The sequence below is a fragment of the Psychrobacter sp. AT9 genome (genome assembly GCF_047272965.1).
In the GTDB taxonomy this organism is placed as follows: domain Bacteria; phylum Pseudomonadota; class Gammaproteobacteria; order Pseudomonadales; family Moraxellaceae; genus Psychrobacter; species Psychrobacter glaciei.
In genome coordinates, this window is sequence record NZ_JBKOTW010000001.1 from 3,095,890 (window position 1) to 3,120,295 (window position 24,406).

Consider the following 24,406-nt stretch of genomic DNA (forward strand, 5'->3'; position numbering starts at 1 on the left):
TTCGATACCTTTTCTTTACTATTTAGATTGGTTACTCTAAGTCCATACTGCCTTAACCAGTTCTGCATCCTTTCTTAATGACCACTTTGACGTTTATAGGATATTTTCATGCGTTTGACTCCAGTTTCTACTTTATCGCTACTTAGCCTTGCTGTTGGTCTGAGTTTTGCTAGCACTGCCCAAGCCGCCCGACCAGAAGCACCAAACTTGTCTAATGCCGAGCTACAACAATGTCTAGATGGATTAAAAAACTCTAGCAAGTTTAGCGGAGTTGATGGTTATACCTTTAACAACTATCGCCCGAGCCAGCCTGATCCTAGCGTCATTCAATCGTTGAACTATCAACCAGAGTTTCAAAAAGACGTTTGGGATTACCTCTCATCGCTGGTCGATAGCGAGCGCGTAGAAGACGGTATTCGTGCTAAGCGCCAGTGGGCAGATACTTTGCGTAAAATCGAATCACGCTACGGGGTCAAAGCCGAGCATGTGCTAGGCGTCTGGGGTGTTGAGTCAAACTTCGGTCAGACATTGGGCAAAAAGCCGTTGTTTGAATCGTTAGCGACGCTGTCTTGTTTTGACCGTCGTCAGAGCTACTTCCAAGGTGAATATGCCAATGCGCTAAAAATCGTCCAAAATGGTGATATCGCGCCAAGTGATATGACTGGCTCATGGGCAGGTGCTTTTGGGCAAACGCAGTTTATGCCGAGCACTTTTTTAGAATTGGCCGTTGATTTTGATGGCGATGGTCGTCGCGACTTAGTTAATAGTGTCCCTGATGCGCTAGCCTCTACCGCTAACTTCTTGGACAATCGTGGTTATCGTACTGGCGAGCCGTGGGGTTATGAAGTCAAATTGCCCAGTGGTTATTGGGCCGCGTCTGACCGAAAGAACAAAAAGTCTATCAGCCACTGGCGCGATCAAGGTCTAACGCTCGCCAATGGCAGTCCACTGCCCTACGATTTGAATAGTGCAGGATTACTATTACCTGCAGGCGCTGAAGGTCCTGCTTTCTTAGTGGGTAAAAACTTCGATACGTTTTATTCGTACAATGCGTCAGAGAATTACGCCTTAGCCATTGCGCATTTATCAGACCTAATCACTAAAGAAGACAGCAGCAAAACTGACTTTGTCACTGCTTGGCCTACCGACGATCCGGGTATCAGTCGCCAGCAAGCAAAAGACATTCAGCAAGCGCTGTTAAATGCTGGTTATGATATTGGTGAAGTCGACGGCATTATTGGAGACAATACTCGCACTGCGATTCAGCAGTACCAAACCAGTAAGGGCATCTTCCCCGCTGATGGACGCGCAGGACAGAAATTTTACCGTTCAATCATTGGAAACGCAGGAAACATAGCTCCAAGAAGTACACAATATGGCAATCAATATGGTCAACCAGCGAACAGTCAGCCTTTACAGCCTGCCTCTGCTGATCGCATGGGACAGTTGATTCAACGACAGACGAGCAGTCCCAACACTTATTCACCTCAGTCATCGGCTCGACCATCGAGTTCTGGCAATACGCGTTATCGCCGCGTGACGAGTGCTGATGGTAGCGTGAAGCTCGTACGTGTTGACGAAGGTTCATAGCACGACGGCATGTCCTCATTTTTATTACTATTTTTAAAATGAGGACATTCGCTAAGTTTGTGATAAACCTAATTGTTATGGATTAAAAAAAGCCACGCTAATATGATTAGCGTGGCTTTTTATTGATCAATCGACTATCTATAGATATCGATTAACTATAGTCGGTTCAATTTAAAAGTGCTACAAGGCAACCGAGTGTAGATGTATATTTAATACCTCAAGCGAGGTTAACGCTGTAACGCTTTTATAGTGGATTGACTATATTGAGATCATTTATACGATCGGTGGTGGATTGGGTTTACCATTATCACCATCCCAATTTTCACGGGCTTTATCATCCAGATCCGCAGGCGTCTTCGGCTCCCATTTACCATTTTCTTTCCAAGTATCGTCGCCCCAATCTTCGTCTTCCTGTTTTTTGTCCCAATCTTTATAGGCTTTACTAGGGTCGATGCCACGGCGCTTCATATCTGCCACTTGCTCTTCTAGCGTGTGATACTGTTCAGCATCGTGCATGGTTTTCTCTAGACCATCAATCTCTTTTCTTAACTCGTCATGTTTATCATTACTCATGATAGTGCTCCTTAATCAGTCAATATTATTATACGCTTTTATGTTTGTCGTTTTTACGGTAGATAAGTTTATATAGGCTAGTACACCATTTGAACCGTTTTTATCTCAATAACTATTGTTCCAATAACCAATATCATAAAATATTTTTTACGTTAATGAGCTTTATTATCAAGAGTCTTGGCTAAATTCACAACCGTTACCGCGTATGCTTTGTATTACAAAACGTAGTAGGAAGCACAGGAAATCCGTTGACAATCCTTACCATGCCATTGATTAAAGCTTCTGATGACCATCACTGAGTCCGAATGGCCGGTTGTTTATTTTTTAATAAGTTTTGAGCATAGAAAGTCAATTTCCACAATTCTTGCGAGACCCGAGTACCATAAGTCGTTAACTGTATCCAGTTGGCTGCGACTAGCTGGCGTTGCAAATGGTTCAGGTCCTTTTGGGAGATTTGACAGCGTGCTACGGCGTGGACATTGGGCATCTCTTGTTTGATGTCATGCTCAGCTTTAGAGGCGATGAGACGATTCATGGCACTTTGTAAACCGTAACTTGAGAAAGTCGCAGGTATCTTCATCAGCGTGCACAATACCTCCTGCCAACTTAATGTCATCGATCTAGTGACATCTGTCAAGTTGCCACCGGCATAGGCTTGCGCGCTATACTGAATAGAAAAAGTATCTGTTAAGACGATCGGCTTACTGACACTATCCGCAACACCTCCGTCGACAACACCGCTACTTTGTTTCAGTGGCGTATTCATGGGAGGCCGAGAGATTATCGAATCAGGTGAAGCTTGTTTGATTAATCTTATCGATTCTTCGCTGACCTTTAACCACACGTCTTTTACATTATAGTGAATCACCATATTATGGTAGGCCTGGATAAGCAGTTGCTCGATATCTGTATCCGCATCATAATAATGAACATGCTTGGCTTGCTGGGTGACTGTGTTGATAAACTCTTGCAACTGCCGACTGATATCTGCACCCTGGTGATGCTTTTTGACTAATATTAGTAAGGGCTTGAGTTTGGCTTTGGCATTCAAATAGCTTAAATGCATTTGACTAACACCAGTATTTTGTACTGTGCCGTAGCTATCCCCGACCACCATTAGTGCATAATCGCACGCATCGATACATTGGCGGCCATATAACGAGGCTTTTGGCAATTTGCTGGAGACATCGTAGGTTAGAAATGCGCGCGCCTGAAAAAAAACCGCCAAACTGTCCAGCACTAGCAACTGATCGTTGTCAGCGCATATGACATGAATGTGATAACGACGGTTTGGCAAAATAACCTCTGCGCTTGGGGGATGACAGGAATAAATATGAACGTAAAAATAGCACAAATATCATGTCTTGCACAGCCCAGCATAATCCTATGGAGGTACGCTCAGCTTATTTTATAATCAGGTCTATGCTGTCTAATACAGATATAGCAAGATGGTTACAAACAGTTTTTTCTTCGCCTATCAATGTCAACGCTTACTGAGTATAGTACTGTAAGCACGTCTCTTTACCCAGTAAGCGCTGTATCAGCATAACCAACTTATCATCATATTTGGTCGCATAAAAAGTCAACGGAGGTCGATTTTTTTTACCCGTCTCCCTACCTTCTATACCATCATTTTTCGCACGACTATCAAGTAAGGCAGACAACTGGTTTGCAACCAAGAGTTGCTTGACCCGCTCAGCGATCGCTTGCCCTGAATCCACCACTTGTATCGATAGTTGCTGCTGCGCCATCTCATCCAACAAAAATGCTTTAAAAAATGGATAATGGGTACAGCCTAGTACCAACTGATCCACTCCATCTTGTGCAAATATCTGTAGCTGCTGCCGTAACCGCTTCGCAGTCTCACAATTCTCTGGCATACCTGCCTCTACCCAAGGCACCAGCTGTGGGTCAAAATATTTGGTCACTAGTGTGCGATTAGGACTGGCAATAGCAGTAATGACTTCATTCAGTAACATGCCATTCAAAGTTGCTTTGGTAGCCAATACAGCAACGTGTTTGCTCTTACTGGCCAACACTGCTGGCTTGAGCGCTGGTACCAAACCGACGATAGGCAACTGCGGATAACATCGTCTAGCTGTCTTTAAAGCATAGGCCGAAGCACTGTTGCAGGCAATCACAATGAGCTTGCAGCCCTGCTGATACAACCACTCTACGGCTGTCAGGGTCAATGCTTCGATATCTTCACTATCACGATTGCCATACGGCACATGCAAGGTATCTGCATAATAAATATAACGCTCGGCAGGCAGTTGCTGAGCTAAATGCAGATAGACAGACAGACCGCCTATACCAGAATCAAATAAGCCAATCGGGGCATTGCGCTCTTTATTAGTCATAGCTTGGCTAACCGAAGTGGCATTTTTAGCGGTATCAATAACAGATTTTTTAGGATCTCGCTTTTCAACGGCAATTGATGGCCTCTCAACCACGTTTAACAGATTGGTTGCAGCAATATTCATCGGTACGCTACCGCTGTCTTCATGTCGATACCTTCATTTTGATAGCAATTTTCAAATGTTACTCTTAATATAGAGCTTTACTCTTAATATAAAACTTTACTCTTAATATAGAATATTACTCTTAATATAAGTAGAAAGGCAGCTTATCGCAATAATAAGTAAGACTTAGTAATAATTAGCCAGTTGGCATAGAAAGCTCGTAAGATCGACCACCACTTTGCAAGGTTAGTATCGTCTCACCTTTTTGCTCTGTCAGTTCACCGATTTCGGTCAAATGATAAAAAACATTACGACCAATTAATGCAGTCAAGCCGTTTCTGACTGGCATATAAGGTCTTACTTGCACGTCAGATTGGTCGTCAGTAGTGCCATCAAGGCTATAAGCCCGTAAAGTAATTGGATGCTCGTCATCTAAACGTACCACATCACCAGTCGTTGTGGTAAATTCTAGCCAGCTATTATTAGCTTCATCGACGATACCGACATCATTAATTAATAATGGTGCATCTTCTACCTGAATGCGAAGTTTTTGTACGGGTGTCTTTAAAAAATACTCTGCTACGCCATTATTTTTTTCTTTCCATAAGATAGTGGCAAATAAGCTCACCAATGACTCTCTGGTCATTTGTCCGCCTTCATGCCACCACTCACCGTTGGCTTTAATCACCAAATCCATATCATCCACTTGTTCAGGGTGCCATTTTTCCAGTGGTGGTATCGCTCTTCCCTCGCGTGTGCCTGCGGCGGACTTTAGATATTGGTTAAGTGCTTTCATCGGATTTTGGTTGGATGCCACGTTCTGTGGGCTATTAGCGCTGCTTTTTATATTATTATCTATCTTACTATTCTCATTACTCATCAGTTAATCCTTTACCTAGTAATTAAAGTTTGGCAAATCTGTTATTACTATAAATTTTAGTTTCGGGTATGATGAGACCATATCAACATTATACCTTTACTACATGAATTTCACCTTAACACTGATACTCGTAAATGCGTATCGTGTTTATAGGACTTTTCTTTTATAATGAGTAACGATTTTTTATTGAAACAGTCAAGTGAGCGTTGTATTAACAACACATTTTAGCTGATGTGTTAATAGTTTTTAATTAACTGGGTTTAGTAGTTTAATAGCAACGTTGTCAATTGATGCCGCAAAGACAGTTTCTGTCGAGCAGCCATATGTCTGAGTGAAATTAGCGCCGCAAGCCTTATTATGCAATTGTTAAGCTAATGATGCCCTGAGATAAGCCACTAAAAGTTTAGGAGTAGGTATGCAAGAGCAAGACAATCAAAAGCCAGTAGTCGACGGTGATAGCGTTCACACTGATGCACCAGTCGCGACAGATACGGCAAAGCCAGACACCACAACACCAGAGTCAACGACGCTGACCAAAGAAGCGCCAGCTGAAGAAGTTGCTGTCGAAACCGCCGACCTTGATAAAGCAGAGACTAATGAAACTGCGACAGAAGAAGCAGTCGAAACGGTCGCCGTGGATAAAGAGCCTGCTGAGAAAGTAGCGGTCGAAAAAACGTCTGAGCCAGTAGTAGAACCTGTCGCGGCAGAGCCTGAGATTGAGCGCGAATCCATGGAATTTGACGTTATTATCGTTGGCGGTGGACCTGCTGGTCTATCTGCTGCGATTCGTCTGCGTCAGCTCGCTATTAAAGCTGGCAACGATGAATTTATGGTTTGTGTGGTCGAAAAAGGCTCTGAATTCGGTGCTCATACCTTATCTGGCGCTGTTATCGAGCCGCGTGCTTTAAATGAGCTGATACCAGACTGGAAAGAAAAAGGCGCACCGCTAAACGTGCCAGCCACCGAAGATCGCTTCTACTACTTAAATTCAGCCACACGCTCTACTAAAGTGCCAGATCCGTTGATTCCAGCACCGATGCACAATGACGGTAACTATATTGTCTCGCTAGGTAATGTGGTTCGTTGGTTGGCAGTACAAGCTGAAGAGCTAGAAGTTATGATGTTCCCAGGCTTCCCAGCTGATGATATTTTGTATAACGACGATGGTTCGGTACGCGGTATCTTAACTGGTGATATGGGTGTCGCCGCCAATGGCGAAGCCAAGCCAAGCTTTGAACCCGGTTACGAGCTGCTTGCCAAATACACTATTTTTGCCGAAGGCAGCCGTGGTCATCTAGGCAAACGCTTAATCAGCCGTTTTGATCTTGATAAAGACTCAGATCCTCAGCATTACGGTATTGGTCTAAAAGAATTATGGGAAGTTGTCCCAGAGAAACACGAGCAAGGCGTGATCATGCACGGACTTGGCTGGCCATTGACCGAAACAGGCTCTACTGGCGGTTGGTGGTTATACTTCGATGAAAACAACCAAGTCAGTTTTGGTCTCGTCGCAGATCTGTCCTATCACAACCCGTACATGTCACCATTTGATGAAATGCAGCGCCTAAAGACGCATCCTGTCATTAAGAATGTATTAGAAGGCGGCAAGCGCATCTCTTACGGTGCTCGTGCTTTGACTAAAGGTGGCTTAAACTCACTACCAAAATTTACCTTCCCAGGTGGTGTATTGGTCGGTGATGATGCTGGATTCTTGAACCCAGCAAAAATCAAAGGCACGCATACGTCGATGAAGTCAGGCATGCTGGCAGCCGAAGCTATTTTTGAAGCATTACAAGCAGATCGTCAGCATGATGAAGTGATTGCTTATACCACCATGTATAAAGAGTCATGGTTGTATAAAGATAACTACGAGTCGCGCAACTTCTCACCTGCGATACATCGTATGGGTCTGTTCATGGGTGGAGCGTTTACCTTTATCGAGCACAATTTATTGAAAGGTAAAATGCCATTTACCTTGCACGATAACCTGCCAGATTACGATCAATTAGAGCGTGCCAACCACGCTTATCAGCCAACCTACCTCAAGCCTGATGGCAAGCTGATATTTGACAAGTTGTCGTCGGTATTTATCTCTAACACCAACCATGCCGAAGATCAACCAACGCATTTGAAACTCACCGATCAAACGGTGCCTATTTCAATCAACTTACCCCTATATGCTGAGCCAGCACGTTTGTACTGCCCAGCGGGTGTATACGAAGTGGTCAAAGATGCGGAAGGTGCTAAGTTTGTTATCAATGCGCAAAACTGCGTGCATTGTAAAACCTGTGACATCAAAGATCCCTCGCAGAACATTACTTGGGTAACGCCCGAAGGTGGCGGCGGTCCTAACTATCCAAACATGTAAGTCATGATTGAGATAAATAGAAATCAATAAAAAACCGCTCTTAATAATAAGGGCGGTTTTTTTTGTACTCATACACTTTATTTAACAATCACAACTAATCTGTCAACTTAATCCGTCCAGGCATCACGATTGGCTTCGTCTTTTAACTTCACAAAATCATCAGGATTGAACTTAATTTGATCTCCTGTTTTGCCTTCTTTCACTTGGCGCTCGTAATCACGCAAAATTCTAAGTGCTACTGGAGACAAAAGCAAAATCGCCACTAAGTTGACCAAGGCCATCAGACCCATCGACAAGTCAGCGAAGTTCCAGATGGCAGGCAAACTAGCAATCGCACCGACAAAGACCATACCCAACACCATAAAACGGAAAATCATAATCATCACTTTGGCGTTTTTGGCACCAGAGATAAACTCAAGATTTGATTCACCGTAGCTGTAATTGGCAATAATGGACGTAAATGAGAAAAAGAAAATAGCAATTGCGACGAAGACCACACCCAAATCACCAACATACTGGGACAAGGCCAACTGCGTAAGCTGAATACCTTCTTGCTCAACGTTCGGATCAACCACACCCGATAAGATAATAATCGATGCGGTGGCAGTACAAATAATCAGCGTGTCCATAAAGACACCGAGCATTTGCATAAATCCTTGCACTGCTGGATGGTCAGGATGACTTTTTGCTGTTGCCGCCGCATTCGGGGCTGACCCCATACCTGCTTCGTTAGAAAACAAACCACGCTTGATACCGTTAATCATCGCCTGAGCAATACCATAACCGATGACCCCGCCCGCTGCCTGCTCAAAACCAAAGGCGGATTTTACAATTAACGCAATCGCTGCGGGGAATTGGCTAAAGTTCGTGACGATAATGAATAGCGCCAATAAGATATATAAAATCGCCATCACCGGCACAATTTTACCCGCGATACGAGCCACTGAGCGTAAACCACCAAACACCACTGGCGCCACCAGTACTACTAATATCAAGCCTGTCATCCATGTTGGGATACCAAAGGCTTCATTGGTTGCTTGAGCAATGGTATTTGACTGCACGCCATTGAACGCCAAACCAAAAGCCACCAGCAAACATAACGAGAAAAATATTGCTAGCCAGCGTTTCCCCAGACCTTTTTCAATATAGTAAGCTGGTCCGCCGCGGTAAACGTTATCGTTATGCGGCACCTTGTATGCTTGCGCTAAAGTAGACTCAATAAAGCTGGTCGACATGCCGACTATCGCTGTCATCCACATCCAAAAAACAGCACCCGGACCACCGAGATAAATAGCAATTGCGACCCCTGCCAAGTTACCCGTACCAACGCGCGCCGCGAGTGAGGTCATCAAGGCTTCAAACGAGCTGATACCGCCATCTTTGCGCCCTTGGTTTGAGACACGTAACAGCTGCCACATATGACCAAAGTGGCGAAACTGTATAAAACGTGTGGCCACGGTAAAATAAAGACCTGCGCCAATCAGCACGAACATCAGTAATCCATACCAAGGATTGCTCGCAATTAACCAGTCATTGTTACCCCAGATAATACTGACACCATAATTTACGATGTTATTAAACCAACTTACTATCCCTTCGTTCATATGGGCTCCCTACTCACTCTTTATATACGTTACTTAAATTTTATATTAATATCATATTTCAGCGATTCAAAACCTCACAAGGTTATGGACAAAATGTCTGATACTAAAACATCCTGTGCATGATATAGATATTAAATGACTTGCGAGTATCACGTTTGGTTATCCGTTTTATATATTTATTTCTAAAATAAATAATGCTTGTGTCTCATGTTATATAGAATATATATAAACAATAATTTAGCGGCATACACTGAACATTTTTCGTGCAATTTCAGTAATGTCGCTTTTATAATAGTAACCAAACTAATTATCAGTATATTTCCCATAATCCATGCTCAGTTGTTTGCAATGATATTTATTGAATCGTGCTAAGATGAATTTCATATCTATTTGTGCTGCTTTTATAACTACCAGTCAGTACAAAGAGTTAGAGTGCTCAAAACATTAAAACTCTTGTCAGGAAGACGAGATTGCAAAAAAGACACTGGATAGTCCACCCTTTCTGCCTTCCTCAAGAAATGCTGTTTTTACCATTCGATGGTTTAGATCAATGGTTTCAATCAATGTGATGCCTACAAGAGTAGTTGCTTTTATTTTAAGTAAAAAACCACCAATAAATAAACATACTATTGCGCGTCATCGTTTTCATTATATAAAGCAGTACGTGTCTATTTTTTATATTGATTTTTTTGATAAGAAATAACCACTGTCTTTTTTATATTGTTGGTATTTTTTAGGTAAGACAAAAGGAGTTGTCCTATGGAAAATCATAACGATCCATCCGGATATTGGCGTGCCAATATCCGTCTCATCGTAGGTAGCCTAGTTATTTGGGCACTATGCTCATACGGCTTTGCTATCTTATTACGTCCCCTCTTAGCTGGTATCAAGATCGGTGGTACTGACTTGGGTTTTTGGTTTGCCCAACAAGGATCCATCGGGGTGTTTATTATTCTGATTTTCTTTTACGCATGGCGTATGAATAAGTTAGATAAACAATATGGCGTAGACGAGGAATAGCCCCATGAGTCAATTTGTAGTTAATCTTATATTTGTGGGTCTATCCTTCGCTCTGTATTTCGGTATCGCGATTTGGGCCCGTGCTGGTTCGACCAGTGAATTTTACGTAGCGGGTGGCGGTGTCCATCCAGTCGTCAACGGTATGGCAACCGCTGCTGACTGGATGAGTGCGGCGTCATTTATCTCAATGGCAGGTCTTATTGCTGCTGGTGGTTATGGCGCTTCCACCTATTTAATGGGTTGGACAGGCGGTTATGTTCTACTCGCGATGCTCTTAGCCCCTTACTTACGTAAATTTGGTAAGTTCACCGTTCCTGATTTCATTGGTGATCGCTTTTATTCCAAGACGGCAGCTATGATTGCTGTGGTGTGTTTGATTACCGCATCGACCACTTACGTTATTGGTCAGATGACTGGTGCTGGTGTTGCATTCTCGCGCTTCTTAGAAGTTGAAAGTACCACTGGTCTGATTATCGCGGCAGTCGTTGTATTCTTTTACGCGGTATTGGGCGGTATGAAAGGGATTACTTATACGCAGGTTGCACAGTACGTCGTTCTAATGATTGCTTATACCATTCCTGCTGTTTTTATCTCACTTGAATTAACGGGCAACCCTATTCCAGGTCTTGGTTTGTTCTCAAATCATGTTGAATCAGGTGTTCCTATCTTGACCAAACTGAATCAAGTGGTTACTGACTTAGGTTTTGCATCCTATACGGCTGATGTACCTAACAAGCTAAACATGGTGCTATTTACCTTGACGCTCATGATCGGTACTGCAGGTTTACCACACGTTATCATTCGCTTTTTTACGGTTCCTAAAGTGGCAGATGCGCGTTGGACCGCAGGCTGGACATTGGTATTCATCTCGCTACTGTACTTCACCGCTCCTGCCGTTGGTGCGATGGCACGCTTAAACTTAGTAGATACTATCTATCCACAAGGTGTTGAAAATCAACCTATTCTTAACAATGAGCGTCCTGACTGGATGAAAACATGGGAAGAGACCGGTCTCATTAAGTATAACGATCTAAATAATGATGGTCGTATCCAGCTATATAGCGACAGTGGACTTGGTGCCGCTCAAATAGCTCTCAATACGGCTCAAGCTGACGGTGGCGATGTTGCTACTGCAACTGCAGCGGTAGAAAAAGCTCGCATTGCACATGATGCAGAACTTGATGGTCGTTTTGCTGATGCCGGATGGGCAGGTAACGAGCTTGATGTAAACGCTGATATCTTAGTACTTGCTAACCCAGAAATCGCGAATCTGCCATCATGGGTGATTGGTCTTATCGCGGCAGGTGGTTTGGCAGCAGCCCTATCAACAGCAGCTGGACTACTCCTTGCGATTTCATCAGCGATTAGTCATGACTTAATTAAACGTAACCTAAACCCAAATATCACGGATAAACAAGAGCTTAAATATGCTCGTATTACGATGGGTGTGGCAATCGTAGTAGCTACTTATCTGGGTATCAACCCACCAGGGTTTGCTGCGCAGGTTGTTGCCTTAGCCTTTGGTATTGCGGCATCCTCATTGTTCCCTGTGTTGATGATGGGTATTTTCTCTAAACGCATCAACAATCTTGGTGCTATTGCAGGTATGTTGACTGGTTTAATAGTCGTTCTTGTCTATATCTTTATGTTCAAAGGTTGGTTCTTCATCAGTGGTACTGCTAACTTCCCTGATACTGAAGAGTACTGGTTATTTGGTATCTCACCATTATCATTTGGTGCAGTTGGTGCGCTGCTTAACTTCATCGTAGCATTCGCCGTATCTTATGCTACTGCCCCACCACCAGCACATATCCAAGAGTTGGTCGAGAGCGTACGTTCTCCACGTGGCGCTGGCGGTGCAGTCGACCACTAAGCTTGCAACTGAGGATATATCTTCTGTTAATATATCACTCACAGGCAGTCACTGCTTGTGAGTGATTTTTTTATCTTGGCGCTATAATAATGATATTTTAACTTCTTCCTTTATCCAATAAGTTCAATTAAACATATCTCACGCATTAAGGAATATTTTATGCTTTTTGAGTTTATCGCTACCATCGCTGCCGCATTTGGCATGGCTGGACTAGCACTTATCATAACTCACCTCAGCAAACTGGCAGGCAAACGTGCCCCTAAATGGCTGATTCCCTTATTTGCTGCTATTGGTATGTTTGCATTTCAGATAAATCAGGAGTACAGCTGGTATGGTCAACAAGTGGAGAAGCTACCAAAAGGTGTAGAAGTCGTCAAAACAGCTAAAAGCACTGAGTGGTTCCGCCCATGGTCTTATGCTAAGCCGCAAATATTACGGTTTATCGCTGCCGATATTGGAAATGCGAGTGTGCAAGTAGATAACCCAGATATACATTTATTCAATTTATATCTATTTGAAAGACGAAGAGCCGTAGAGACAGTCCCTCAAGTTATCGATTGTAGTATTCCTGCACGTGCAGACTACGTTATACCTGAAAAAGGCAATACGCTATCAATTGATGAACATGTAAAGCAAACGACTGCATGGCGAGACCTAGCAACAGATGATCCGCTATTCATCAGTATTTGCACTGATAAACAAAGCTAACGAATTAAGAGAGATTTAGAATAGTAAAGTATTAAAAGAGACATATGATGATAAGGCGGTATTTTAAACGAGTAAAAAATCTGAAAATACTGCCTTATTTACTTTGCTTTTCAATGATGAGACGTTGTCGTATAAGTATGCTTAGAATTGGCACCTAGCAGCAGCCCCGCACATAAACCACCAAAATGGGCGGCGAATGAGATGCCCTGCTGCGGCATCAGCCCTTGTTTAATAGTCAACCAGTAGCCCGTGCCCATGACAACACAAGCCAATAGATAGCCCCAACGCCGAGCGAACACGGCTCCCCCTATCATATAACCAAGCATCGCGAAGCATAACCCCGATGCCCCAATATGAATTGATAGCGGCGAGCCAATGACCCAAGTGACCAAACCGGAAGCAATAATGAGCTTAACAATCGTACGGTAAGCATTATTCTCAAAAAGCCCAAATAGAAATAGAATTTGTAATAAAGTTACACTATTGCCAAGCAAATGTGAAAAATTGCCATGCATCGTCCATGAAGCAAACACGCCAATCATGCTACCTATATCAAGAGCACGCGGCACGATGCCAAAAATATTCCACAGTCCAAACAGCGCAAACTTATTAAGAAAAAACATACCCCACATCGGCACTAAGACAAAAGCATATAAGCCGATAACTTGCTTGATTCGTACCAATATCAACGTGAGTAATTGCCGCCACTTCATATAATCTTTTATCCTGTTGATTTCATTTTATTCAATAGACCCTAATGGTTCACTGAAAACAGTGGTTGCTGTATCGGCTTGAATGATAATAATGAAGCATCTTTGTCCACTGTTAAATAACTATTGGCATGCAGTAACGACGTCGAATGATAAGGCACTAAGGCGGTAGGAACAAAACTGCGCGCGGCATCGATATGCTTAATAGAGTCATCAAAAAAGATATGTGGCGCAAACGTTCTAAGTACAGCCGTTTTTTCCAGACCTCCTAAGAAAAACGCCATATCAACATTGACGCCCCACTCTCGCAATGTCTTAATCGCACGCAGGTCAGCGGGTGCATTGCGAGCCGTCACCAACGCAATCTTTATAGGAGAATATTGAAGGCCTGCTGGTAGACGCTCTTGCAAGTTCGATAGCTTAATTAATAATTCAGCATAAGGCCCTTTCTCAATTGGCAAGTCACGCATTTGTGCTTCACGATCATGAAAGGCACGCAATCCTTTTTGCTTATAGAGCAGCTCACCTGAATCATCAAACAGCACGGCATCACCATCAAAAGCAATACGCAGCTGATTGGTATCCAATTTATAAGTATTAACAGGTGTCGCATCGAGTATCGCACAAGCACAGATATTGGCATCAGCAACTTGCTGCGCATCCTCACGATTGGTGGTCAAAAACAGATCGATATTAAAATCTCTGATATAAGGCGAAACAGGACTACCCGATATAAATGCTGATCGAGAAATATTGAGTCCATGTTCACGAATGGCATTGAGTACTTGAATGCCCGTATCTGGACTGCTTTTCGAGACAATCACTACTTCGACCAAAGGCGCTTCAATATCAGGGAGCTGTACAGTATCGTCTTCACAATAATGATTTAAATTTAGCAGTGCTTTGATAAGCGGATAGCCCGCGCCAATATTTAACGGCTCGTTTTCACGCGCTGCCATATAGTCACGAAACTCTTTTATAGCGCTTTCAGGCCGGTGCTCTAATAGCTGTAATAAATAATTTTCTGATTCTGCTAAATCAAACAGCGCGGTTGCAGAAATCGCGACTATGAGCGTGTTACTAAAATCGACAGCCATAAATGTTTACTTCTATTCTAAATATTCAAAATGATAGCGTTTTATTTTACTACATATATAGGCAAGCTGTGTGGCTACTCCTGCCAATCATAACAATCCTCAATATATATTTTTTATGACAAAAAAAAGACTGCAATCGCAGTCTTTTTTAGGTTTCAAGGAACACTTAGCTAATATCAGCACCATCATTAATGACAAAACTTACAATCATAATGACATGATATTTACTGATTCTCCCATCAGTAACCCCTACTTTTTGCTCTTTTATCCAAGCGCCTTCAACATTGTTAACGGTTTTAGAAATCCGCTCAATACCTTGTTGAATAGCATCTTCAAAGCTGGTTTCAGAGGTACTACTGATCTCGATATTCTTGGCAATTGTCATAATATTTCTCGCATCCATGTGATTCTAAAATGAGTGTTTTAAGACAAGCTTATCGTAGAAATGCTACTTAAAAGCGATGTCTCTCATTTATTCTAGCGTTATACATAGTATGCAACAATGCTTCAGTGTTATTTTATGTAGGAATTAACTTAATAGCACTAAAGATATCGCTGGAAACGCGACCAAAATAACCAATCGAATCACATCAGAAACAATGAATGGTGCTACCCCACGGAACATATCGGACAGTTTGATATGCGGAGCCATTGCCTTAATCACGAAAATATTCATTCCCATCGGCGGCGTTATCAATCCAAGCTCTACCGTCAATACGGCAATAATACCAAACCATACTGGATCGAAGCCTAAAGCAACAATGATTGGATACACCACTGGAATGGTAATAACCAGCATCGCTAAAGCATCCATGAACAACCCTAAGAGGAAGTACATGATCAAGATACAGATTAGTACGACCATTGGACTCACTGCTAACGTACCAATCCATGTCGCTAATGTATAAGACAAGCGTGACACTGAGATAAAATAGCCCAGGGCTTCTGCACCCAGTAGCATAAAGAAGACCACTGCTGATAATGCGAGCGTCTCAATCAGCGATTGCTTAAGGCCTTTCATACGCATGCCTTTAACAAAAGCGTAAGCCCAAGAGACAAATGCACCGACTGCTGCGCCTTCTGTGGGAGTAAATAGCCCAAAGAAAATACCCGCAATAATCACGATAAAAATAAAGCTAAACGGTATCAAACCAGTTAACGATATGAGCTTCTCTTTCCAAGTAGTCGACTCGCCACGACGCGCTAAGTGTGGTTTCCAGCGTACCATAATCATGACAGTGATTGAGTACATCACCATCCCTAACATACCAGGCAAAAAGCCTGCAATAAACATGTCACCAACGGACTGCTGAGTTAGGATGGCATAAACCAGTAGCGCAATACTAGGCGGAATCATAATACCTAATGTGCCACCTGCTGCTAAAATACCACAAGCAAAACCAGGTTGATAACCATACTTCTCCATCTGTGGCAACGCAACCTTAGTCATGGTAGAGGCAGTCGCTAATGATGAGCCTGAGATAGAAGCAAAAATACCAGATGATCCGATACCCGCGATACCAAGACTCCCTCGTACTCCACCAAAAATGGTTCGGGTAGCTTCAAACAACTTTCCTGCCATACCTGAATGTGTGGCAAAGACTCCCATTAAAATAAACAACGGAATAGCACTAAAGTCATATTTTGCCAAGACATCTACCGGAATGTCTTTAAGCATTTGCAAAGCACCGCTTGGTGCAGTCACTGCCCCAAAACCAACCAACCCCACACCTAACATGGCAAGTGCCACTGGCACTCGCAGGACAACAAGCAGAATCATGACGACTAAGCCAATGGCTCCAATAATTTCTGGACTCATGCGCCTGTCTCCTCGGCGTCAAAGAACTCGCCCGTTTTAAAGATATTAATGGATTCGATTAGCGAGCGAATAGCGAGTAAAAGACTTAAGAATGCACTAAATGCATAGATGGGCATCATTGATAGTCGAAGATCTTGGGTAACTTTACCGTATTCTATGGCATCAATGGCGCTCTCATAGAGACCCCATGAGAACACAATACCAATGACAAAAAAGCCCATCATAAAGATGCCCATCATGTAGCCTTTAACGGCTTGAGGCATCTTTTGAGTAAAGACATCAACGATGATTTGTGAGCGTTCGACGAAAGCGGCAAAGGCGGCAAGCAAGGAAAACAGCATGAAATAAGACACAATTTCCACGCTACCCTTGACCGTAAATCCAAACTCACCACCAGTGAGCTTGAATATATAACGAGCCGTCACATCCAACATGGTGGTTAGAACAATAATAATAAGACTGACACCACCAAAAAATTGGCATAATCTAGAAATAAAGGTACTGATTTTGACTAAAAATGCCATGTGACACCTCCAATAGGTTATACCTTACAGGCAGCACTGGCAGCTTTGGCCTTTTCATAGACACTATCAGCATCCAAACCTAAAGCATTAACGTCTTTTAGATATTTTTGCGTTCCTCTTTCGAGCGGACCTTTCCAATCTGGATCATTTAGTGGATCAGGAATTTCGATAATTTCGTCACCCTTATCTTTGGCAGCTTGAATTGCCATCTGGTCATGCTTATCAAACACTTCACCGACCTTATTAGCCAATGCCATCCCTGAGTTTTTATCCAAGACTTGTTTTAGATCATCAGGCAAATTATCGTATTTATCTTTGTTCATCGTCACCATAAGCGCTGAACTATAAAAAGGAATATTGGTATGATATTTCGTAATTTCGTCGATTTTGAAAGCAGTAACTGCTTCCCAAGGGAAACTCAAGCCATCCACAACTCCGCGCTGTAAAGAGGTATACATGTCATTAGCAGGTAGACCTACCGGTGAAGCGCCAGCACTTTCGATGATATCACCAGCCACGGCTGAAGGACGACGGATACGCATACCTTTCATATCTTCAGGCGTTCGAATTAGCTTGTCAGTGGTATGAAGTGCACCAGGACCAGCACCGTACATAAACAGGAGATGAGAATCTTCATACTCACTAGCAAGTGTGCCATCATCATAAAGGGTCTGGAGCATACAACCCATTTGAGTGGCTGAATTTGATAGTCCGGGGAGCTCAGTAATTTGAGTTAAAGGGAATCGACCATTAGTGTAGCCATGAGCCTGTGAGCCGATATCGATCGTACCTTTCGCAGCAGATTCATAGGTAACATCTGCTTTAGCAAGACCTGCTGAGGGATACAATTCTACTTTCAAGCGACCATTAGAATCTGTCTCTATTTGTTTAGCCCAAGGTTCAAAAACCTCCGTACTAATAGATGATGTTGCTGGCCAAAAGTGAGAAAAGCGTAAAACGGTGGTTTCTTGAGAAGTTGCTGATGAGCCATCAGTAGTATCAGCGGATTGGTTAGAACAGCCTAAAAGACTAATCGCTGCCAAGGCACCAATTGAAAAAAGAGGAGCTAGCTTCATTATCAATTCCTTTTGATAATTATGAGATGAGGAGTAGAGCTTACGTTTAGCACTCTAAGTCGATGAAATAATTAATCATTTACAAAGTAAAAACGTCTTTCTAATAAATCTGCAATAAATATACTATATAAAATTAGCAGCTATAATGATATAAGTCAAATCATTTTGAGCATATAAGGTAATAATCCATTCAAAAATAAGCATAGATTAACGAAACTCAATGGACAAATCTAATAGTACTCTCAGATACTAAATTTCGACGGATTACCGACTGCAAGCAAAATATTTTAAACAACGAATGTTTATAAAGAAATAAACCGCATCCAAAAGAAAACCCCCTGTGACATAAGTCACAGGGGGTTTAGCTTTTAGAATAGAGAGCTGACGATGACCTACTCTCACATGGACGAATCCACACTACCATTGGCGCTACGATGTTTCACTTCTGAGTTCGGGAAGGGATCAGGTGGGGCCATCGCGCTATTGTCGTCAGCAAAGGGGGTTAGATATGAGTCTGATGTTGTTATCATTGACGTCAAGATATTATCTATTGGTCGACCAACTTGTAACCTAACTGAATCAAGGTTAAAGGTGATATCGAAATATTCTTTCTTTTATTCTATAGCCTAGGCTATACAAGATAGATTAATTAGAGCTTTGATACAAACCACTTGGGTGTTGTATGGTCAAGCCAAACGAGCAATTAGTACAGGTTAGCTACACACATCGCTGTGCTTCCACACCCTGCCTATCAACGTCGTAGTCTTCAACGGCTCTTTAGGGAAATCTAATCTTGAGGTGGGCTTCCCGCTTAGATGCTTTCAGCGGTTATCCCATCCGAACGTAGCTACCGGGCAATGCCACTGGCGTGACAACCCGAACACCAGAGGTTCGTCCACTCTGGTCCTCTCGTACTAGGAGCAGATCCTCTCAAATTTCCAACGCCCACGGTAGATAGGGACCGAACTGTCTCACGACGTTCTAAACCCAGCTCGCGTACCTCTTTAAATGGCGAACAGCCATACCCTTAGGACCTGCTTCAGCCCTAGGATGAGATGAGCCGACATCGAGGTGCCAAACACCGCCGTCGATATGAACTCTTGGGCGGTATCAGCCTGTTATCCCCAGAGTACCTTTTATCCGTTGAGCGATGGCCCTTCCATACAGAACCACCGGATCACTAAGACCTACTTTCGTACCTGCTCGACTTGTGGGTCTCGCAGTTAAGCGCGCTTTTGCCTTTATACTCTACGACCGATTTCCGACCGGTCTGAGCGCACCTTCGTACTCCTCCGTTACTCTTTAGGAGGAGACCGCCCCAGTCAAACTACCCACCATACATTGTCCTCGGTATTGTTATACCTGAGTTAGAACCCCAACATGACCAGGGTGGTATTTCAAGATTGGCTCCACAAACACTAGCGTGTCTGCTTCAAAGCCTCCCACCTATCCTGCACAAGTCAGGTCAAAGTTCAATGTAAAGCTGTAGTAAAGGTTCACGGGGTCTTTCCGTCTAGCCGCGGGTACACAGCATCTTCACTGCGATTTCGATTTCACTGAGTCTCTGCTGGAGACAGCGCTGCCATCATTATGCCATTCGTGCAGGTCGGAACTTACCCGACAAGGAATTTCGCTACCTTAGGACCGTTATAGTTACGGCCGCCGTTTACTGGGGCTTCGATCAAGAGCTTCGCTTACGCTAACCCCATCAATTAACCTTCCAGCACCGGGCAGGCATCACACCCTATACGTCCACTTTCGTGTTTGCAGAGTGCTGTGTTTTTAATAAACAGTTGCAGCAGCCTGGTATCTGCGACTGTCAACAGCTCAAGGAGCAAGTCCTATCACCATCAACAGCGTACCTTCTCCCGAAGTTACGGTACCATTTTGCCTAGTTCCTTCAGCAGAGTTCTCTCAAGCGCCTTGGTATTCTCTACCTGATCACCTGTGTCGGTTTAGGGTACGATTCGTTTATAACTATTGCTTAGAAGCTTTTCCTGGAAGCATGGTATTTGCCACTTCGCTGTACAAGTACAGCTTGCTATCAGATCTCAGCCATGTAGTAGCCCGGATTTACCTAAGCCACAAGCCTACATCCTTTCACCTGGACAACCAACGCCAGGCTGACATAACCTTCTCCGTCCCTCCATCGCATTATAAACAAGTATCAGAATATTAACTGATTTCCCATCGACTACGCCTTTCGGCCTCGCCTTAGGGGTCGACTCACCCAGCCCCGATTAACGTTGGACTGGAACCCTTGATCTTCCGGCGTGCGAGCTTTTCACTCGCATTATCGTTACTCACGTCAGCATTCGCTCTTGTGATACCTCCAGCATGCCTTACGACACACCTTCACAGGCTTACACAACGCTCCCCTACCACTTGAAAACAAATTCAAATCCGCAGCTTCGGCTCCTAGTTTGAGCCCCGTTACATCTTCCGCGCGGGCCGACTCGACTAGTGAGCTATTACGCTTTCTTTAAAGGATGGCTGCTTCTAAGCCAACCTCCTAGCTGTCTATGCCTTCCCACCTCGTTTCCCACTTAACTAGGAATTTGGGGCCTTAGCTGGCGGTCTGGGTTGTTTCCCTCTCCACAATGGACGTTAGCACCCACTGTGTGTCTCCCGGATATCACTCATCGGTATTCGGAGTTTGCATCGGTTTGGTAAGTCGGTATGACCCCCTAGCCGAAACAGTGCTCTACCCCCAATGGTGTTCGTCCGAGGCGCTACCTAAATAGCTTTCGGGGAGAACCAGCTATCACCGAGTTTGATTAGCCTTTCACCCCTATCCACAAGTCATCCCCTGGCTTTTCAACGACAGTGGGTTCGGTCCTCCGGTTGATGTTACTCAACTTTCAACCTGCTCATGGATAGATCACTCGGTTTCGGGTCTATGCCCTGCAACTAAACGCCCTATTAAGACTCGGTTTCCCTACGGCTCCCCTAAACGGTTAACCTTGCTACAGAACATAAGTCGCTGACCCATTATACAAAAGGTACGCGGTCACCCTAATAAATTAAGGCTCCCACTGCTTGTACGCACACGGTTTCAGGTTCTATTTCACTCCCCTCACAGGGGTTCTTTTCGCCTTTCCCTCACGGTACTGGTTCACTATCGGTCAGTCAGGAGTATTTAGCCTTGGAGGATGGTCCCCCCATCTTCAAACAGGATTTCTCGTGCCCCGCTCTACTTAATATGTTAACGCTAATGTTTCGAATACAGGACTATCACCTACTACGGTCAGCTTTCCCACGCTGTTCTTCTACATTAGCACTAATCGGCTTCTCCCCGTTCGCTCGCCGCTACTTGGGGAATCTCATTTGATGTCTATTCCTAAGGGTACTGAGATGTTTCACTTCCCCTCGTTCGCTTCTCGTACAAGTACGAGATACCTACCTTATGGTAAGTGGGTTTCCCCATTCAGAAATCTCCGGATCACAGGATATTGCCGCCTCCCCGAAGCTTATCGCAGGCTGTCACGTCTTTCATCGCCTCTGACTGCCAAGGCATCCACCATGTGCGCTTCATTACTTGACCATACAACCCCAAGTAGTCTTAACTTATAAATAAGTTTTAACTTCAAAGTGTCATAAAGTCTAATTATGATAACGATATCACCTAATTTTATACGCTTGATTCAGTTCTCTTTACTTTTTTAATAACTCACTACTGGGATAACAACTGATGTCGTTAAGTAGTGAGTTATTAAGGTTAGGAACAACGCGTGAACACGTGTTCCTAACCCAGACTCATATCTATGTTTTTAAATAGTTCTTACGCTCTCGTCGAGTCATAAGTTCTGTATAAAACAGAAAGAAATAATCGTATGATGTAATATCTGAATTATTTGTTTCTGTTTATGCTTGTTTAATATATTTACTATCGTATTTATTATGGTGGAGCCAAACGGAGTCGAACCGTTGACCTCCTGCGTGCAAGGCAGGCGCTCTACCAACTGAGCTATGGCCCCGTAAAATAAATGGTAGGCCTGGGCAGACTTGAACTGCCGACCCCCGCGTTATCAACACGGTGCTCTAACCAGCTGAGCTACAGGCCTGTGTCTGCCTGTAAAGGCAAAGCGCTAATAATAAATACTAGCTAAACTAAAGAACAACTTGTTGTGAATTCTTGCTGACCGAATGCCATCTATAAGGAGGTGATCCAGCCGCAGGTTCCCCTACGGCTACCTTGTTACGACTTCACCCCAGTCATCAACCACACCGTGGTGAACGCCTCCCCGAAGGTTAAGCTATCCACTTCTGGTGCAATCAACTCCCATGGTGTGACGGGCGGTGTGTACAAGGCCCGGGAACGTATTCACCGCGGCATTCTGATCCGCGATTACTAGCGATTCCTACTTCATGGAGTCGAGTTGCAGACTCCAATCTGGACTACGATAGGCTTTTTGAGATTCGCATCACATCGCTGTGTAGCTGCCCTCTGTACCTACCATTGTAGCACGTGTGTAGCCCTGGTCGTAAGGGCCATGATGACTTGACGTCGTCCCCGCCTTCCTCCAGTTTGTCACTGGCAGTATCCTTAGAGTTCCCGGCTTAACCCGCTGGTAACTAAGGACAAGGGTTGCGCTCGTTGCGGGACTTAACCCAACATCTCACGACACGAGCTGACGACAGCCATGCAGCACCTGTATTCTAATTCCCGAAGGCACTCCCGCATCTCTGCAGGATTCTAGATATGTCAAGACCAGGTAAGGTTCTTCGCGTTGCATCGAATTAAACCACATGCTCCACCGCTTGTGCGGGCCCCCGTCAATTCATTTGAGTTTTAACCTTGCGGCCGTACTCCCCAGGCGGTCTACTTATTGCGTTAGCTGCGTCACTAAGTCCTCAAGGGACCCAACGACTAGTAGACATCGTTTACGGCGTGGACTACCAGGGTATCTAATCCTGTTTGCTACCCACGCTTTCGAGCCTCAGTGTCAGTATTATGCCAGAAGGCTGCCTTCGCCATCGGTATTCCTCCAGATCTCTACGCATTTCACCGCTACACCTGGAATTCTACCTTCCTCTCACATACTCTAGCTCAACAGTATCAGATGCAGTTCCCAGGTTGAGCCCGGGGATTTCACATCTGACTTATCGAGCCACCTACGCTCCCTTTACGCCCAGTAATTCCGATTAACGCTTGCACCCTCTGTATTACCGCGGCTGCTGGCACAGAGTTAGCCGGTGCTTATTCTGCAGCTAATGTCATCGTCCGTGGGTATTAACCACGGAGTCTTCTTCACTGCTTAAAGTGCTTTACAACCAAAAGGCCTTCTTCACACACGCGGCATGGCTGGATCAGGGTTTCCCCCATTGTCCAATATTCCCCACTGCTGCCTCCCGTAGGAGTCCGGGCCGTGTCTCAGTCCCGGTGTGGCTGATCATCCTCTCAGACCAGCTACAGATCGTCGCCATGGTAGGCCTTTACCCCACCATCTAGCTAATCCGACTTAGGCTCATCTAATAGCGAGAGCAGTAAACTGCCCCCTTTCTCCCGTAGGTCGTATGCGGTATTAATACGAGTTTCCCCGTGCTATCCCCCACTACTAGGTAGATTCCTAAGTATTACTCACCCGTCCGCCGCTCGACGCCTGATAGCAAGCTATCATCGTTTCCGCTCGACTTGCATGTGTTAAGCCTGCCGCCAGCGTTCAATCTGAGCCATGATCAAACTCTTCAGTTTAATCTTGCTATGAAGTCCTTTAAAGAGACTTCTAAACTTGGCTCATCTAATCTGGCAAAATCGCTAAAAATTATGTTCGTAATGAATTAACTTTGAGTTTTTCTGCTGTCTTAAATGATAATTTTTATAGTTAGAATGAACTCCGAAAAGGAGCTAAAACCAACTTTATTTTTTAGCATTCTGAATCAGCAAAAATCCACACAAGTTGTTCTTTAGTTATGCTTTTAAATAGTGCTCAATCACTGTCGTCCAGTAACTGATATATTGGGTATCTCTCTTGCTGTTTAGTCTCAAACCCTTGCGGGTTAAGCTATCTAGCGAGCCGACTATCTTATCATAATGATTGGGATTGTCAAGCTTTTTTATAATTTGTTTCATCAGGTTAACTGGGTTATTAATGTGTAATC

General features: G+C 43.9%; 16 protein-coding genes, 2 tRNA genes and 3 rRNA genes. 5 read left to right on the forward strand and 16 right to left on the reverse strand.

Going from position 1 to position 24,406, the window contains the following annotated elements; all coding sequences use genetic code 11:
- Window positions 1-108 precede the first annotated feature (108 nt).
- Window positions 109-1,590, forward strand: coding sequence for a lytic murein transglycosylase (locus ACMFL8_RS12945; RefSeq protein WP_413191214.1), 1,482 nt, complete (start codon window positions 109-111; stop codon window positions 1,588-1,590).
- 273 nt (window positions 1,591-1,863) lie between these two features.
- On the opposite strand, the gene ACMFL8_RS12950 is transcribed toward ACMFL8_RS12945, so the two are convergent.
- The 4 genes from ACMFL8_RS12950 to ACMFL8_RS12965 all read right to left on the reverse strand — a co-directional run bounded on the left by ACMFL8_RS12950 (window position 1,864) and on the right by ACMFL8_RS12965 (window position 5,505).
- Complete coding sequence (locus ACMFL8_RS12950) at window positions 1,864-2,163, reverse strand: hypothetical protein (protein ID WP_010197759.1); 300 nt, start codon at window positions 2,161-2,163, stop codon at window positions 1,864-1,866.
- Window positions 2,164-2,455: 292 nt separating this feature from the next.
- Window positions 2,456-3,460: a DUF4062 domain-containing protein gene (locus ACMFL8_RS12955; protein ID WP_413191215.1), complete on the reverse strand. Its 1,005-nt coding sequence runs from the start codon at window positions 3,458-3,460 to the stop codon at window positions 2,456-2,458.
- A gap of 193 nt (window positions 3,461-3,653) precedes the next feature.
- Window positions 3,654-4,646 (reverse strand): glutamate racemase, encoded by a 993-nt coding sequence (murI, locus tag ACMFL8_RS12960; RefSeq protein ID WP_413191216.1) that lies wholly within the window; start codon window positions 4,644-4,646, stop codon window positions 3,654-3,656.
- A gap of 175 nt (window positions 4,647-4,821) precedes the next feature.
- On the reverse strand, window positions 4,822-5,505 hold the full coding sequence (locus ACMFL8_RS12965; RefSeq protein WP_413191217.1) for a DUF1285 domain-containing protein: 684 nt from the start codon (window positions 5,503-5,505) through the stop codon (window positions 4,822-4,824).
- 415 nt (window positions 5,506-5,920) lie between these two features.
- Between ACMFL8_RS12965 and ACMFL8_RS12970 the strand changes: the two genes are divergently transcribed.
- Window positions 5,921-7,873, forward strand: coding sequence for a 4Fe-4S dicluster domain-containing protein (locus ACMFL8_RS12970; RefSeq protein WP_413191218.1), 1,953 nt, complete (start codon window positions 5,921-5,923; stop codon window positions 7,871-7,873).
- Window positions 7,874-7,980: 107 nt separating this feature from the next.
- On the opposite strand, the gene ACMFL8_RS12975 is transcribed toward ACMFL8_RS12970, so the two are convergent.
- Complete coding sequence (locus tag ACMFL8_RS12975) at window positions 7,981-9,477, reverse strand: alanine/glycine:cation symporter family protein (protein WP_194621102.1); 1,497 nt, start codon at window positions 9,475-9,477, stop codon at window positions 7,981-7,983.
- Between the two features lie 759 nt (window positions 9,478-10,236).
- Here ACMFL8_RS12975 and ACMFL8_RS12980 point away from each other — a divergent pair.
- The 3 genes from ACMFL8_RS12980 (at window position 10,237) to ACMFL8_RS12990 (ending at window position 13,078) form a co-directional block, all read left to right on the forward strand.
- The gene (locus ACMFL8_RS12980; RefSeq protein WP_010197775.1) at window positions 10,237-10,497 is read left to right on the forward strand and encodes a DUF4212 domain-containing protein; all 261 of its coding nucleotides are present in this window, start codon (window positions 10,237-10,239) and stop codon (window positions 10,495-10,497) included.
- Window positions 10,498-10,501: 4 nt separating this feature from the next.
- Window positions 10,502-12,370, forward strand: coding sequence for a sodium:solute symporter family protein (locus tag ACMFL8_RS12985; protein ID WP_210541504.1), 1,869 nt, complete (start codon window positions 10,502-10,504; stop codon window positions 12,368-12,370).
- A 159-nt stretch (window positions 12,371-12,529) separates the two neighbouring features.
- The gene (locus ACMFL8_RS12990) at window positions 12,530-13,078 is read left to right on the forward strand and encodes a hypothetical protein (protein ID WP_194365221.1); all 549 of its coding nucleotides are present in this window, start codon (window positions 12,530-12,532) and stop codon (window positions 13,076-13,078) included.
- A gap of 110 nt (window positions 13,079-13,188) precedes the next feature.
- On the opposite strand, the gene ACMFL8_RS12995 is transcribed toward ACMFL8_RS12990, so the two are convergent.
- From ACMFL8_RS12995 to ACMFL8_RS13045, 11 genes are all read right to left on the reverse strand, one after another.
- Window positions 13,189-13,791 carry a rhomboid family intramembrane serine protease gene (locus ACMFL8_RS12995; protein WP_413191219.1) on the reverse strand — a complete coding sequence of 201 codons (603 nt, stop codon included), beginning with the start codon at window positions 13,789-13,791 and terminating at the stop codon, window positions 13,189-13,191.
- Between the two features lie 41 nt (window positions 13,792-13,832).
- Window positions 13,833-14,885, reverse strand: coding sequence for a 5'-nucleotidase (locus ACMFL8_RS13000; RefSeq protein WP_413191220.1), 1,053 nt, complete (start codon window positions 14,883-14,885; stop codon window positions 13,833-13,835).
- A 166-nt stretch (window positions 14,886-15,051) separates the two neighbouring features.
- The gene (locus ACMFL8_RS13005; RefSeq protein ID WP_413191221.1) at window positions 15,052-15,270 is read right to left on the reverse strand and encodes a dodecin family protein; all 219 of its coding nucleotides are present in this window, start codon (window positions 15,268-15,270) and stop codon (window positions 15,052-15,054) included.
- Window positions 15,271-15,414: 144 nt separating this feature from the next.
- Window positions 15,415-16,704, reverse strand: a complete 1,290-nt coding sequence (locus tag ACMFL8_RS13010) for a TRAP transporter large permease (RefSeq protein ID WP_189586629.1) — start codon at window positions 16,702-16,704, stop codon at window positions 15,415-15,417.
- Window positions 16,701-17,228, reverse strand: coding sequence for a TRAP transporter small permease (locus ACMFL8_RS13015; RefSeq protein ID WP_010197787.1), 528 nt, complete (start codon window positions 17,226-17,228; stop codon window positions 16,701-16,703). Before ACMFL8_RS13015 ends, ACMFL8_RS13010 begins: the two co-directional genes overlap by 4 nt.
- Before the next feature lie 17 nt (window positions 17,229-17,245).
- Window positions 17,246-18,304 carry a TRAP transporter substrate-binding protein gene (locus ACMFL8_RS13020; RefSeq protein ID WP_189586626.1) on the reverse strand — a complete coding sequence of 353 codons (1,059 nt, stop codon included), beginning with the start codon at window positions 18,302-18,304 and terminating at the stop codon, window positions 17,246-17,248.
- Between the two features lie 379 nt (window positions 18,305-18,683).
- Window positions 18,684-18,798, reverse strand: a 5S ribosomal RNA gene (gene rrf, locus ACMFL8_RS13025).
- A 188-nt stretch (window positions 18,799-18,986) separates the two neighbouring features.
- Window positions 18,987-21,848: ribosomal RNA gene (locus tag ACMFL8_RS13030) — 23S ribosomal RNA — on the reverse strand.
- A 357-nt stretch (window positions 21,849-22,205) separates the two neighbouring features.
- Window positions 22,206-22,281: transfer RNA gene (locus tag ACMFL8_RS13035), tRNA-Ala, on the reverse strand.
- Between the two features lie 10 nt (window positions 22,282-22,291).
- Window positions 22,292-22,368: transfer RNA gene (locus tag ACMFL8_RS13040), tRNA-Ile, on the reverse strand.
- Window positions 22,369-22,460: 92 nt separating this feature from the next.
- Window positions 22,461-23,999 (reverse strand): 16S ribosomal RNA (locus ACMFL8_RS13045).
- Together the 16S, 23S and 5S rRNA genes with 2 tRNA genes alongside form the textbook arrangement of a ribosomal RNA operon.
- Window positions 24,000-24,406 lie beyond the last annotated feature (407 nt).

Coding starts and splice junctions, on each gene's coding strand:
- ACMFL8_RS12945 (WP_413191214.1), top strand. CDS start 109: ATGCGTTTGACTCCAGTTTCTACTTTATCGCTACTTAGCCTTGCTGTT.
- ACMFL8_RS12950 (WP_010197759.1), bottom strand. CDS start 2,163: ATGAGTAATGATAAACATGACGAGTTAAGAAAAGAGATTGATGGTCTA.
- murI (WP_413191216.1), bottom strand. CDS start 4,646: ATGAATATTGCTGCAACCAATCTGTTAAACGTGGTTGAGAGGCCATCA.
- ACMFL8_RS12965 (WP_413191217.1), bottom strand. CDS start 5,505: ATGAGTAATGAGAATAGTAAGATAGATAATAATATAAAAAGCAGCGCT.
- ACMFL8_RS12970 (WP_413191218.1), top strand. CDS start 5,921: ATGCAAGAGCAAGACAATCAAAAGCCAGTAGTCGACGGTGATAGCGTT.
- ACMFL8_RS12975 (WP_194621102.1), bottom strand. CDS start 9,477: ATGAACGAAGGGATAGTAAGTTGGTTTAATAACATCGTAAATTATGGT.
- ACMFL8_RS12980 (WP_010197775.1), top strand. CDS start 10,237: ATGGAAAATCATAACGATCCATCCGGATATTGGCGTGCCAATATCCGT.
- ACMFL8_RS12985 (WP_210541504.1), top strand. CDS start 10,502: ATGAGTCAATTTGTAGTTAATCTTATATTTGTGGGTCTATCCTTCGCT.
- ACMFL8_RS12990 (WP_194365221.1), top strand. CDS start 12,530: ATGCTTTTTGAGTTTATCGCTACCATCGCTGCCGCATTTGGCATGGCT.
- ACMFL8_RS12995 (WP_413191219.1), bottom strand. CDS start 13,791: ATGAAGTGGCGGCAATTACTCACGTTGATATTGGTACGAATCAAGCAA.
- ACMFL8_RS13000 (WP_413191220.1), bottom strand. CDS start 14,885: ATGGCTGTCGATTTTAGTAACACGCTCATAGTCGCGATTTCTGCAACC.
- ACMFL8_RS13005 (WP_413191221.1), bottom strand. CDS start 15,270: ATGACAATTGCCAAGAATATCGAGATCAGTAGTACCTCTGAAACCAGC.
- ACMFL8_RS13010 (WP_189586629.1), bottom strand. CDS start 16,704: ATGAGTCCAGAAATTATTGGAGCCATTGGCTTAGTCGTCATGATTCTG.
- ACMFL8_RS13015 (WP_010197787.1), bottom strand. CDS start 17,228: ATGGCATTTTTAGTCAAAATCAGTACCTTTATTTCTAGATTATGCCAA.
- ACMFL8_RS13020 (WP_189586626.1), bottom strand. CDS start 18,304: ATGAAGCTAGCTCCTCTTTTTTCAATTGGTGCCTTGGCAGCGATTAGT.